This window comes from Pseudomonas sp. QD4, assembly GCF_049199125.1.
In the GTDB taxonomy this organism is placed as follows: Bacteria; Pseudomonadota; Gammaproteobacteria; order Pseudomonadales; family Pseudomonadaceae; genus Aquipseudomonas.
In genome coordinates, this window is the sequence record NZ_JBLZOM010000001.1 from 506,243 (window position 1) to 518,778 (window position 12,536).

Below are 12,536 nucleotides of genomic sequence, written 5' to 3' on the forward strand. Positions count from 1 at the left end.
ACCTGTAGGAAAGCGGCCGCAAGGGCCGCAATCGTCGACTTACCAGAGGGCGATGTCATAGGTGAGGTAGAGGCGATTGCTGTCACGCCCTCGGGAGAACTCAGAGCGGTAGACATAGTTGCGCATGCGCACACCCAGCCCCTTGAGCGTGCCGGTTTGCACAACGTAGGCCAGCTCAGCATCACGCTCCCATTCCTTAACCGTGGTCGTGGACTTGCCGTCATTGCCGCTCAGGTAGCGCGTAGAGAAGGTCAGGCCGGGCACGCCGACGGTGGCGAAGTTGTAGCCGTAACTGAGCATCCAGGTCTTTTCGTCTTCCTCGATGAACTTGCCAATACCGGCGTTGCTGAACGAGTACACGGTTGCGCCACTGATGTAGGGCAAACCGGCGTCGCCACGCAGGCTCTGGTAGCCCCCACCGACGGTGTGGCCAGCGATCGCGTAGGACAATTGGCCGCTGAGCATGTTGTTATCGATTTTACCTGCGTAGGCAGAGCCGCTATCCACGCTGGCGAAGTAGCGCAGGTCACCGGTCAGCACGCCACCGGCCAGTGGCAGGTCGCGCTGGATGCCGGCGAAGTTCTGCCGGTAAAAATTCTCCAGTTCCCCGTAGAAATAACTCAGGCGGGTGTTTTTCCCCCATTTGTACTCGGCCCCAACATAGTTGAAGTCCCCCGATTCCCCCCCGCTGTAGCCGTCAGGCACGATCGGCACGCTGTCTGTGGAGTCGCGTAATTTGAAACGGTCCAGGTGCCCGCCGGTGACGGTCAGGTTTTCAATGTCGTTGCTGCTGATCTGAGTGCCCTGATAGGTCTGGGGCAACAAGCGTGCGTCGTTGTAAATCAGTACCGGCGTTTTGGGCAGCAGGGTGCCGTACTTAATGGTGGTTTTGGCGAACCTCGCTTTTGCGGTGGCGCCAGCGCTGGCAAATTCGCCGGCTGCGCGGCCGTCGTCATGAACCGGCATTAGCCCGGTGCCGCTGCGACCGCGTCCTGAGTCAAGCTTTACGCCATACAGCCCCAGGGCATCGACGCCGAAGCCGAGAGTGCCGGCGGTGAATCCGGACTGATAGTCCAGCAAGAATCCTTGGGCCCATTCAGTGCGCTCGCTTTTCGCCGTTCTGGCCGCTCGTGCACTCAAGCCGTGCTCGTCGCGAAAATTCTCGTTGAAATACACATTGCGCAGTTGCAGTTTGAGTGCGCTGTCATCAATAAAGCCTTCGGCGCTGGCGCTGGCGCCGGCGAATGGCACTAGACCTAACACGCAAAACAGGGCCCGACGGGCATACACAGGGTTCATGGCAAATGTCTCATTGTTGTTATTTGGAGTGCAGGGCAGCACGCGCCCCGAGGGGAGGCGCGTTGAAAGGCAGCAGGGAGGTGAATCAGGTGAACAGGCTGATGGCCCCGGTCAGTAAGGCCAGCGCGGTGACGACCAGGGAGGTCAGCACCGCCCATTTGACGGTGGCTTTCTGGAAGTCGCCGATGTCGCGGTCGACCATACCGACCAACAACAGGGTCGAGGCAACCAACGGGCTCATCAGGTGCACGGGCTGCCCCAGAATCGAGGCCCGCGCGATTTCTACCGGATCGATGCCGTAAGCCGCGGCGGCATTGGCCAGGATCGGCACCACACCAAAGTAGTAGGCGTCATTGGAGAGCACGAAGGTCAGCGGCATGCTGGTGATCGCAACCACCAGTGGAAACAAGTGGCCCCAAGACGGCGGGATCCAGTCGACCAGGGTCTGGGCCAGGGCATCGACCATCTTGGTGCCGGAAAAAATCCCAGCAAAAATCCCAGCGGCAAACACCAGTAGCACGACGGTCATGGCATTGCCTGAGTGCGCCAAGATGCGTTCTTTCTGAATATCCAATTGCGGGTAGTTGATCATCAGCGCGAGCACAAAGCCGATCAGGAACAGGATCGCGGAATGCATCAGCCCCATCACCAGGGCCGCCATCACCGCGATAACCAGAACCAGGTTGACGTAGGCCAGTTTCGGACGCTTGTGGGGGGTGTCCTCAAGAATCGCGTTGATGTAGCAATTGCCGCCACCGCTTTGCAGTTGCACGTTGCCGATACGCTTGCGCTCGGCTCGCCCCAGTATGAAGGCCGTGAAGACCACCCACATGGCGCCGCCGATCATGGTTGGCAGCAACGGCACGAAGTATTCGCCGGCATCCAGGCCCAGCGCGGCGATGGCCCGCGTGGCGGGGCCGCCCCAAGGTGTCATGCCGCTCATGATGCTCAGCGACAGCATGGAAATGGTCGCCAGGATCATCGGATTCATGCCGATACGCTTATACAGCGGCAGCATCGCCGCGCAGGTAATCATGTAGGTTGTGGTGCCGTCGCCGTCGAGTGCGACCAGCAAAGACAGGAGAGCGGTGCCCACCGCGATCTTCATCGGGTCACCATTGACCCGCTTGAGGATCTTGCGGATCAGCGGATCGAACAAGCCTGCGTCGATCATCAGGCCGAAGAACAGGATCGCAAACAGCAGCAATGCGGCAGACGGCGCGACCATCTTCAGGCCGTCGAGCATCATTTTGCCGGTGGTGCCGCCGAAACCGCCGATCACGGCGAATACGATAGGTACAACGGTGAGCGCGACGATTGGCGACAAACGCTTCGTCATGATGAGGACGGTGAATACGACCACCATGGCCAGGCCAAGGAAAGCGAGCATAGGACGATTCTCTTGTTGTTATCGTAAGAATGGCTAACGCCGAGGCGCACGAGTCCTGACCCGCCTGGCTGCACAATGGCGCCTGGCGGGGAGGGGAGCAGTTAAGTGAGGGGAAGCTGTTTGCGGCTTTCGCTAGATGCGTTTGGCGACCTTCAGGTCTTGCCAGGCTTCTCCGGTTGCAGGATCGGGTTTTGCGTCGAGCACCCGGGACAGCGTTTCGCGGTGGCAGGCATTTTCAGACATCGAAATCACCACCGTCGCAACAGCGTTACTGGCCAGGCTGGTCAGGGCGCGCGCTTCAGACATGAAGCGGTCAACGCCGATCAGTAACGCCAGGCCGGCCAACGGGATGTCGTGAATGACCGTCAGTGTCGAGGCCAGTGCCACGAACCCGCTGCCAGTAACGCCGGCGGCGCCTTTGGAGGACAGCAGCATGATCGCCAGCATGGTGATGATTTGCGTCAGGCTCAGGTCAATATTGCAGGCCTGGGCAATGAAGATCGCCGCCAACGACAGGTAGATGGCGGTGCCGTCCAGGTTGAACGAGTAGCCGGTGGGCAGTACCAGGCCCACGACCCCTTTTTTGCAGCCCAGTGCTTCGAGCTTCTCCAGCATTCGCGGCATGACAGGTTCCGTGGACGAGGTCCCGAGCACCACCAGAAACTCTTCGCGAAAGTAACGAAGCAGTTTCCACAGGCTAAAGCCGTTGGCGCGGCAGATGCTGCCCAATACTACGAACACGAAGAAGCCGCAGGCGATGTACAAGGTCATGATCAGCTTCGCCAGCGAGCCGAGCGATGTGATGCCGTACTGGCCGACGGTGAATGCCAAGGCCCCAAAAGCGCCGAACGGTGCAAAACGCATCAGGTAGGCGAAGATCTTGAAGACCATGTGCGAGGCCGATTCAAGTACGTCGAGAACCGGCTTGCCACGCTCGCCCAGTGATGACAAGGCAAAGCCGGACAGCACGGCAATGAACAGCACCGGCAGCACTTCTCCTTTACTGAAGGCACCGATAAAGGTCTCGGGAATGATGTGCATGAAAAACTCCACAAACCCAAGCTTTGCGGCCGACTCCGTGTACTGGGCCAGGCCTTTGGTGCTCAGTTGGCTGGGATCGATGTTCATGCCAGCGCCCGGCTGGAACACATACACCGCCACCAGGCCAATGATCAGGCTGATCACCGTCAGTACGAAGAACAGCAACATGGTTTTGCTGAGCAGTCGGCCGAGTGAGCGTTTGTCACTCATCCCGGCGATGCCGGTGACGATGGTGCAGAACACCACGGGGGCAATCATCATCTTGATGAGCTTGATAAAGGCATCACCCAATGGTTTGAGCGCGATGGCCTGCTGGGCCCAGAAGTGTCCGACCACGATGCCCAGTACCACGGCGCAGAGAATCTGGAAGTAGAGCGATTTAACAACTTTCATGGCATCACCCATTTTTAGAATTGTGCGGATGCAAAAATGCCAACGACCACCGGGGTTATCCGGCGAGGCGCTGAGAGTCCGCGGCGTAGACGAAGCCGGAGAAAAGCCTGCGGGCAGTGCGTACGACAGAAGCCTGGATTGTCTCACCGTTGACGCCGGTGTATGACAATACGACATCAATTGCGCCGCTTGGGTGCTCGATACGCACCGCTTCCAGGCGCGGTGTACTGATCCCGCCGAGCATCTGTGCGACGACGCTGCCTTCTATCACGCACGCGGTCGCCAAACCAATCGAGCCGGTAATGGCAAGGGCGCGGTGGCAGCTATGTGGCATGAAATAGCGAACCTGGATCGTGCCGCCGGCTTTTGGGGGTGAGACCAGCACTGGCTTTGGAATCACTTTGTCGCCGACATCGCCCAGGCCCATGGCCCGGCCCGCCTGAAGCCGCAATGACTCAAGGCGCTGCAGGAAATCTTTATCGGCGTCCAGTTCTGCGGGACTTTCATCGCCACGCTTGCCCAGTTGACTGGCCTCGATCAGCACCATGGGCATTGCCATATCGATGCAAGTCACCGAAATGCCATCGATCACGTCTTGCGTATTGCCGGTAGGGAAGAGCTTGCCGGTCTTGCTGCCGGCCGCATCGAGGAACGTCAGTTGTACGGGCGCTGCGGTACCCGGCACGCCGTCGATGGCGGTGTCGCCCTCGTAACTGACCTTGGCATTCGGTGTGTACACGTCGGAATTGACAAAGGTCCCTGTGTTTACGTTGCGAATGCGGACACGGGTGCGGCCCGGGGTGCCTTTGACCAGGCCCTGCTCGATAGCGAAAGGGCCGACAGCGCACAGCATGTTGCCGCAGTTGGGCGCGCTGTCGACCCTGCGTTGCGAAACCATTACTTGGACGAACAGGTAGTCAACATCCGCGTCCGGGTGCAGCGAAGGGCTGACAATCGCAACCTTGCTGGTTTGCGGACTGCCACCACCGATCCCGTCGATCTCCAGCTCATGGCCGGAGCCCATCAAGTTGAGCAGCAGTTCGTCACGGGCCTCAATGGCTGCCGGCAAATCCCAGTCGAGAAAAACCGGGCCTTTGGAGGTGCCACCGCGCATCAGCACACAGGGAATTCTTTGCATGAGACCGACTCTTGTTAATCAATCGAGGTAATTGATGCTCCGGAGGCAAGAGTCTCAAGCTTTGAAAAATGTTTCCAATGCAAAGATTGACGTGATTATTGCGTTTTACGAATGATAAATTTGCGTTAAATTGCTGCCCGACTTCTTCTGCAGATGAGACAAGACATGGACTATGAGCTCAACGATATTCGATCTTTCGTGAAAATCGCCGAACTAGGCAGCTTCCACGAAGCCGCCGATGCCTTGCACTTGTCTCAGCCTGCGCTCAGCCGCCGCATCAAAAAACTCGAGGAAGGGTTGGGTACTGCGTTGCTCGATCGCACCACGCGCAAGGTTAGCCTGACGAGTGTCGGACGCGACTTTCTGCCTAAGGCGCGTCGATTGCTGGATGACTTCGATGAGTCGATTCTCAATATCCGCGAACTTGCCGAGCGGCAGATTGGCCGAGTGACCCTGGCGTGTATCCCTACGGCCGCGTTCTATTTCTTGCCTTCGGTGATTCGTCTGTACAACGAGCGCTACCCCCAGATTCGCATCCGCTTACTGGATTTGAGTGCCAACGAGGGGCTTGAAGCGGTATTGCGAGGAGAAGCTGATTTCGGGATCAATATGATGAGTGGGCAGCATCCGGACATCGAGTTCGTGCCCTTGGTCATCGAGCCGTTTGTGTTGGCCTGCCGACGTGATCATGAGTTGGCTGGACGCACTTCGGTCACTTGGTCTGAGTTGAGCGACTACCGTCTTATCGGGGTTGGGCGCCTGAGCGGCAACCGCATGCTGCTGGATCACGCCTTGTCCGGCTTGAGCTGGCGCCCGCAGTGGTTCTACGAGGTTCAACACCTCTCGACCTCCCTGGGGTTGGTGGAAGCCGGGTTGGGCGTCTCAGCAATGCCAAGCCTGGCCATGCCGGCACAGGATCATCCCACCTTGGTCAGCGTCCCCTTGATCGAGCCGGTGGTGAACCGTTCTTTGGGCCTCGTCTACCGCCGCGGGGCATCGCTTTCGCCGGCGGCGGAGAAGTTCGTCTCGATCCTGCTTGAGCAATGGCCACAATGAGCCAGGCAGAGCATCTACTTCCATAAACCAGCGACAAGTGACTGAGTGAACATCACATTCGGGAGCTGTTTCCGGCGATTCTTGATCCCGATTTGTCTGATCTGGATCTTAGGCGCTGTACGAAGACGGGCTGATCGACACGCGGCGACTTCACCTACGGGCGCAAATTTACACAACAGCACTTATGTAACCCGACAATACGCCGATACCTTGCAGCGGCACGCAAGTACGCAAGCAGCACTTACTCCATCGAAGGCAGGAAACCGAACAATGTGGGAGCACATCTGGCGCAGTATCAATTCCCCGGGCTACTTTCCCAACGTACTGGACTGGATGATCAATATTCTCCTCAACCCATTCATGGTGATTATGTGCCTGATGGTCGGAGCGCTGGCCGGTAGGTGGTGGAGAGCCGCCCCCTATGGCAGCCTCATTTGTTATGTAGTGTTCCTGAGCCGCTCGCCATTCTATGGGTGGGGGAGCATTTTCCCGGAAGCCGGGCTGCCTGCGCTGTTGATTGATGGCGCACTGCTTGCCCTCCTTGGCTTCTATTTGAAAGGCGTACTCAGAACCCGCTCAGAAGCAAAGCCCGAAGGCCATTGGTTGCGCTGGCTTTATCAAAGCCTGAAGGTCGTCATGCTTATAGTCGTGGTGATGTTCTGGGTTCTCGTCGTGCTGTTTATCGTGATCTTCACCGTCTCGGTCGCTACCCAACCGTCAGTGGCGCACTGACCGCGCTTCACCCCGATCGACATTGCCGTGGCGATCTGAGTGGCGGTGAGCCTATTTTCAGCATGCTTGCAGACCTCACGGGCCAGGCGCATCCGTTCGGCCTGGCGGCTCAATTTTGCGACGATCGCATCGGGCGAGTTGGCCATCGGTATACCGCTTATTGCTGGACACCATAGTGGGCGCGCACTGCACCTGGTCATGGCATTCAGTAAACCAGGCGAGTTACCAGGGTGAGGACGTGCCTAGTGCTCCTGAGATAGAGCCCCATCCAAGTCATTGAATTTAAGCGCTGTGTGCTTTTTGCTTACGCCTGGCGGCGGCAATCTCCTCTTTAGCGGCACGAACAATCCGCCTTGAACACTCATTGAAATGCTCAATACTTCGCAGCGCCATCTGGCACTTTGTACACACCCAACGAGGGATGCGAGTATGACGATCAAGGAAGAACTGAACCAACCCCAAAGTCATTCGATTGAACTTGACGACCTGAACAGCGAGCAAGGAAATGCCCGCGCCATTTTGACATCCAACTTTGCCGGCAGCTTCGATCAGTTCCCGACTAAGCGGGGTGGTTATGCGATCGACAGTTACCTGCTGGATTACAGCGCGCCCAAACAAGGCTGCTGGGTAGATGGCATCACCGTCTACGGCGACATCTTTATCGGCAAGCAGAATTGGGGCACCTACACTCGTCCGGTCTTTGCCTACCTGCAGTACATGGACACCATTTCCATTCCGCAGCAGGTGACACAGACTCGCAGCTACCAGTTGACTAAGGGGCACACCAAAACGTTCACGACCAGTGTCACCGCCAAATACAGCGTTGGAGGTAGCATCGGTATCGTCAACGTCGGTTCGGATATCTCCGTTGGATTTAGCAGCAGTGAGTCCTGGTCTACTACTCAGACGTTCAGCGAAAGCACTCAATTGACGGGGCCTGGCACCTTCATTGTCTATCAGGTTGTTCTTGTTTATGCGCACAACGCCACTTCGGCGGGCAGGCAGAATGGTAATGCCTTTGCCTATAACAAGACCCAGACGGTGGGCTCGCGCCTGGACCTGTACTACCTGTCGGCCATCACTCAGAACAGTACGGTCATTGTCGAGTCCAGCAAGGCCATCGCGCCGCTGGATTGGGATACTGTCCAGCGCAATGTACTGATGGAGAACTACAACCCGAGCAGCAATAGCGGGCACTTCAGTTTCGACTGGAGCGCCTACAACGATCCTCATCGACGTTACTGATCTATTCTGACGCGTTGTTCGATGGCCCCTTGTGATGAGGGGCTATCGTGCGCCAGGCCTTCTAAGAGCTTACTGCCGGTCACTATCCCATCAGCAGATGTTCGGCGTGCGCCTCAAGCTCTTTCGACTCGGCTAGGCCGTCCTTGCTTATCGGTGGAGGCACACAGTTGTCGTGTGCGAACTGTGCACTGCATAGTCTCGAGAGGCTTGTCTCCAGTGCGGCAGATGCTGATCCTTCAAGACTCGGATGCACGCTTACACTCCACTGGATGCCGATTGGCATGGAGCGGAGCGCATGCGGATTCGGTCGGGGAAGAGGGCGCTTCTATTGCCGGGAGTCGTGCTGCAATCTGCTAGGATTCAGACCGCATTGAATGGCTATCTAGGGAAAAATATGTCGGTCTACTCAGTTACCATCCCCTGTTTTGCGCAGATGCTGCGAGCGTTGTCTTCTCTTTTGTCTAAGGGCGAAGCCACTGCTTTAGAGCGTGGTTACGACCCGCACATTCTGCTTGAATCTCGACTCGCACCGGATATGCACAATCTTGCCCAGCAAGTTCAGTACGTCTGTACGCAGGCGCAGGAGGCGGTCCAGCGACTGACGCAGCAGCCAGTAAAATCGCTCACTCCTCCCGAAACCCTGGCAGCAGCGAAGGTGTTGATCGAGCGTACGTTGGCAGTTCTTGATTCGGCGGACCGCACTCAAATAGAGGAAGGGGCTGAGCGCGAAATCGCTATTGAGTAACCCAATGGCATGGCCTTCGATATGACCGGTAATGAATACGCTGTGAACTGGGCTACTCCACAGTTCTACTTTCACTTGATCACGGCATACAACATCTTGCGTCATAACGGCGTACCTCTCGGAAAAGCCGATTATGTACAGCACATGTTCGCCTACCTGCGACCCTAGTGTCTCTGCTTGACGTCCGCTAACGGCGCAGCCTTCAAGCTTGCTGCGCCACGTGCGGTCGTGGGCGGGCAGGTCTTCAGCCGAACGCCGCGACCCCGCTGGTACATCGCCAAGGCTCGCGATGAAAGTGCAAGGGATCGGTTGGCAGTCCCTTGTCGGATTGCGGTTTCGGTCACGCTGGCTGAGCGCGGCGCCGATAAAAAAGCCCGCGATAGAGGCGGGCTTTAGGTACTGATTTTTAGAGGCAGTCGGACTTGTCTATCTGAAAGACCGCTATCGGTGAAATGCCGGTTGCCCCTCTGCCCAGTTCGAGGAATTACAACTGTCCCTACAACTCGCCCCAGCTTGGATATTCCACGAACCCGAAGAGTCTCGCCCATCGGGATTTTGGCGGCCCCTTCATGCGATGGTAGAGTCTCGCCAAATCACGATGAGGGATCAGCATGAGAGTTTTGATTGGAGCACTGGCAGTCGCTTTTTTGGCCGGGTGCGCATCACCGCCACCGTTGAACTTTTCCGTTCAGGGGCTTGAGCCTTCCACCCAGAAAATTGATGCGGACCTTAAGTCTATATCCGTCTCATTTGCCGGACCGTCCGAAACTCGCGGAGAAATACCTTCAAGTGGAGAAGGGGTTCCTGGACTGTGGGAGAGCTCCCTGAGGGAAGGTGTCAACCGAATCGCGGTCTTCGATGATGACTCGGCCCGAAAGGTGAATGTTTTTGTGAAGATCACAGAGCTGGACATTCCGGGCGGTGGTGTTTCTATGACCACCAAAGCGAGGGCCATCTATCAAATCGTAAACAGGAAGACAGGAAAGGTCATTTATGAAAGGGAGGTCTCTAATATCGGCACCGTGTCTGGCACCTATGCATTTTATGGTGTCACGAGACTCAAAGAGTCCATAAATAGGGCGGTCCAGGAAAACATTCGTATTTTTCTTGAGGCAATTAGCACTGTTAAGTTGGACGCTTGATCTCGACAACGATGGGTGACTGTCTGTAAGACTGGCGTCATCCTCTATGTGAAAACTCACGTAGAGCCGCATGGAAGACTGCACTGGATTTGCTTGCGTAAAAAGCCCGCTTCGAGCGGGTTTTTTATTGCCCTAAGAAAAACATCAGCTTGTGAGGCAACCGAAATAAAAGAGAGACGTCAATCATCTCGCCTCCCTGGGCATTGCGGTTGAGTCGAGGCAGGCAGGTTAGGCCGCAGAGGACCTAGGAAGACGAATCGCGCAGCCGATGGGGAAGTGAGAGCTGTCAACGACTAGGGCAAGACCGGCAAGGGCCTGGACAATACAGCTAGGAAGATCAGTCAGTCCTCAATGTCCAAGCAAGTCGAGCCTACGGGACGCACATAGGAGTCCTCGCTAACTGGCATGATTCGAGGAAGTGGGCTATTGCTTGATGGTGTGGCATAGAGCCAGATCGAGGGAGTGGTCATGATTAAAAAGCCAAGTAACAAACTCATCGCAGCGTTTTCGGGCCTGACCGAGGGCGAAGTGGGAACCTACTTATGCGATGTAATTCAGGAGCCGAACGGTGATTGGCTGGCCTACTTCGGAAATGAAATAGAGCGCGCTTCAGTTGCATGCCAGAAGCTAACCACAGCGAAGACCTTAACGATTCCCAAAGAGTTTGCTAATAATTGGTATGACCGAGGTAATGGCTAGACTTTTAATACTCTGGGGGAAAGCGAGTCAGGTGTGCCGGTGTTTGAAGTACCACAGTGCTTTGCGACCTTAGCAGTTGCCTTGCAACTATTTAATTCTTGTATAAAGCTTGGTGGTGGTCGCGACCCAAATCGTCTGCATCCAGTTGCGGAATCACCTTCCACTCCTTGAGCGGCGAAGTCTTCGACATTTCGCCGCATTGCTGGTCTTTGGATTGCTTTCCAGCACCACGCCGATGTATTGGTCGCGCTCGGTCACGAACACTTCAGGCACCCCATATGCAGAGATGGGATGCTCATTTTCACTCCGCGCCTGTAGTACTGCCGAACGTATACAGTCTCCGGTCATACGCCCTGCGCCGTTGCTCACTGCGGCGATTAGAGTGGTTTGCCCGGGGCTAATACCAGTCTTGCGGCGCTCTTCAAACTTTCGCGACTACTTTTCAGATACGACTATTGTTAGTCGCCACGTAGTGGCGAAGCGAATCAACTTTTCCGTATGTGCATCGGCAAAAAGTGCTGACAGTTGAAATGATGGCTAATTGCAACTACGATCGCGCCCCTTTAAAGGGAGTCATTCGATGTTTCCAAGATATTTCCGCTGGATTTCGGTGCTGGGCATCCTTGCCGCAGTTGTAGTCTTCATAATCGCCAGCCTGCAGATAGTTACTGGCTCGGCGCCAGCAACAGACCTGATACGGCCCAGCATTGCCGCTATCGCATTTGGCTGGGCTTTCACTCAGTCAACCAAGGTCTGATCTAAATCACTGACTTCATCGGCGGGGTCACGCTTGAGCTCGTATAGCGTTTATTGTGCAAGTCCTGCGCTAATACCAATTTCGTTTATGAGTAGCTCAAAGTGCTACAGTCCCGCCAAATCAAGATGAGGGAGCGGTATGGAAATTATGAAGCGTGGGCTGATTCAATGGCTGACAGCAGTGGGTGTTGGCGCAGTTCTAACGGTTAGTAATCTCCAGGCTCAGACGACGCCGCAGGCCACGCAGGAAATAAACGGCTTGCTGAGCTTTGTTGAGCGCAGCGATTGTTTGTTCGTACGCAATGGGACCGAGTATCCAGCACCGCAAGCACGGCAGCACCTCGAGAAAAAGCTGAGTTATCTCGAAAACAAAAATATGGTGAGCAGTGCCGAGGACTTCATCAATCTCGCCGCCAGCAAAAGCAGCATCAGTGGAAAAGCTTATGAGGTGCGATGCCCTTCAGGGACGCAACCTGCAAGTACTTGGCTACAGACCGAACTGCAGCGATTACGCCAACCTCGGTAGTTCGTGTCCAAATAGCCCAGCCTCCTTAGCAAGGGCGGCCGTATTTGCTGTCGTTCCATATAGCGAGTTTCAGAATTTTCTGATTTTCGCCGGCGTTACGCCTCGTTATGGTTCCTGCGCTCTCCCGGCCCATAACTTGCCTACTGCCTATGGTTCAACGTTGCAGGGCCGGGCGAGCTTCTCAAATGAGCTGAGCAGGAATACTGACTGCGATGCTTTCCGGTGTTGACGATAAGTGCAGCTGGCGGGTTCAGGTAACCTCTTAGCCTTACTTGTCATCTCGCTCAATTGCTGGTCGTCACCTCCAATTAGCCCCTCTATAAATGTGATCTGCCTCGCGCTTGCCGTCGAGAACGGCAGGGCACAGCCTTTAA

Annotated in this window: 10 protein-coding genes and 1 pseudogene; 7 read left to right on the forward strand and 4 right to left on the reverse strand. The window is 56.0% G+C overall.

The genetic code is table 11. From position 1 onward, the window contains the following. Window positions 1–39: 39 nt before the first annotated feature. From ACOZJV_RS02225 to ACOZJV_RS02240, 4 genes are all read right to left on the reverse strand, one after another. A complete protein-coding gene (locus ACOZJV_RS02225) occupies window positions 40–1,299 on the reverse strand; it encodes an OprD family porin (RefSeq protein ID WP_421546709.1) in 1,260 nt (419 codons plus the stop codon). 85 nt (window positions 1,300–1,384) lie between these two features. Further along, window positions 1,385–2,689 carry a CitMHS family transporter gene (locus tag ACOZJV_RS02230; RefSeq protein ID WP_020294700.1) on the reverse strand — a complete coding sequence of 435 codons (1,305 nt, stop codon included), beginning with the start codon at window positions 2,687–2,689 and terminating at the stop codon, window positions 1,385–1,387. A gap of 132 nt (window positions 2,690–2,821) precedes the next feature. Beyond that, on the reverse strand, window positions 2,822–4,135 hold the full coding sequence (locus ACOZJV_RS02235; RefSeq protein ID WP_078473060.1) for a dicarboxylate/amino acid:cation symporter: 1,314 nt from the start codon (window positions 4,133–4,135) through the stop codon (window positions 2,822–2,824). Between the two features lie 43 nt (window positions 4,136–4,178). Next, complete coding sequence (locus tag ACOZJV_RS02240; protein WP_078473059.1) at window positions 4,179–5,261, reverse strand: 4-oxalomesaconate tautomerase; 1,083 nt, start codon at window positions 5,259–5,261, stop codon at window positions 4,179–4,181. Window positions 5,262–5,426: 165 nt separating this feature from the next. Here ACOZJV_RS02240 and ACOZJV_RS02245 point away from each other — a divergent pair, with 165 nt between their 5' ends. From ACOZJV_RS02245 to ACOZJV_RS02275, 7 genes and pseudogenes are all read left to right on the forward strand, one after another. Continuing rightward, a complete protein-coding gene (locus ACOZJV_RS02245; protein WP_078473058.1) occupies window positions 5,427–6,317 on the forward strand; it encodes a LysR family transcriptional regulator in 891 nt (296 codons plus the stop codon). A 270-nt stretch (window positions 6,318–6,587) separates the two neighbouring features. Beyond that, window positions 6,588–7,049, forward strand: coding sequence for a hypothetical protein (locus ACOZJV_RS02250; protein WP_421546710.1), 462 nt, complete (start codon window positions 6,588–6,590; stop codon window positions 7,047–7,049). A gap of 429 nt (window positions 7,050–7,478) precedes the next feature. Further along, window positions 7,479–8,294: a monalysin family beta-barrel pore-forming toxin gene (locus ACOZJV_RS02255; protein ID WP_421546711.1), complete on the forward strand. Its 816-nt coding sequence runs from the start codon at window positions 7,479–7,481 to the stop codon at window positions 8,292–8,294. Window positions 8,295–8,688: 394 nt separating this feature from the next. Continuing rightward, a pseudogene (locus ACOZJV_RS02260) lies at window positions 8,689–9,207 on the forward strand (DUF1993 domain-containing protein). Between the two features lie 443 nt (window positions 9,208–9,650). Beyond that, window positions 9,651–10,181, forward strand: a complete 531-nt coding sequence (locus ACOZJV_RS02265) for a UDP-N-acetylglucosamine acyltransferase (protein ID WP_207202230.1) — start codon at window positions 9,651–9,653, stop codon at window positions 10,179–10,181. A gap of 468 nt (window positions 10,182–10,649) precedes the next feature. Continuing rightward, window positions 10,650–10,880: a hypothetical protein gene (locus ACOZJV_RS02270; RefSeq protein WP_421546712.1), complete on the forward strand. Its 231-nt coding sequence runs from the start codon at window positions 10,650–10,652 to the stop codon at window positions 10,878–10,880. A gap of 895 nt (window positions 10,881–11,775) precedes the next feature. After that, window positions 11,776–12,162: a DUF5329 domain-containing protein gene (locus tag ACOZJV_RS02275; RefSeq protein ID WP_201131056.1), complete on the forward strand. Its 387-nt coding sequence runs from the start codon at window positions 11,776–11,778 to the stop codon at window positions 12,160–12,162. Window positions 12,163–12,536: the final 374 nt, after the last annotated feature.

Excerpts from the sequence above, each read along its gene's own strand:
- ACOZJV_RS02265 (WP_207202230.1), top strand. The coding sequence starts at position 9,651 with ATGAGAGTTTTGATTGGAGCACTGGCAGTCGCTTTTTTGGCCGGGTGC.
- ACOZJV_RS02275 (WP_201131056.1), top strand. The coding sequence starts at position 11,776 with ATGGAAATTATGAAGCGTGGGCTGATTCAATGGCTGACAGCAGTGGGT.
- ACOZJV_RS02240 (WP_078473059.1), bottom strand. The coding sequence starts at position 5,261 with ATGCAAAGAATTCCCTGTGTGCTGATGCGCGGTGGCACCTCCAAAGGC.
- ACOZJV_RS02255 (WP_421546711.1), top strand. The coding sequence starts at position 7,479 with ATGACGATCAAGGAAGAACTGAACCAACCCCAAAGTCATTCGATTGAA.
- ACOZJV_RS02245 (WP_078473058.1), top strand. The coding sequence starts at position 5,427 with ATGGACTATGAGCTCAACGATATTCGATCTTTCGTGAAAATCGCCGAA.
- ACOZJV_RS02250 (WP_421546710.1), top strand. The coding sequence starts at position 6,588 with ATGTGGGAGCACATCTGGCGCAGTATCAATTCCCCGGGCTACTTTCCC.
- ACOZJV_RS02270 (WP_421546712.1), top strand. The coding sequence starts at position 10,650 with ATGATTAAAAAGCCAAGTAACAAACTCATCGCAGCGTTTTCGGGCCTG.
- ACOZJV_RS02235 (WP_078473060.1), bottom strand. The coding sequence starts at position 4,135 with ATGGGTGATGCCATGAAAGTTGTTAAATCGCTCTACTTCCAGATTCTC.
- ACOZJV_RS02230 (WP_020294700.1), bottom strand. The coding sequence starts at position 2,689 with ATGCTCGCTTTCCTTGGCCTGGCCATGGTGGTCGTATTCACCGTCCTC.
- ACOZJV_RS02225 (WP_421546709.1), bottom strand. The coding sequence starts at position 1,299 with ATGAACCCTGTGTATGCCCGTCGGGCCCTGTTTTGCGTGTTAGGTCTA.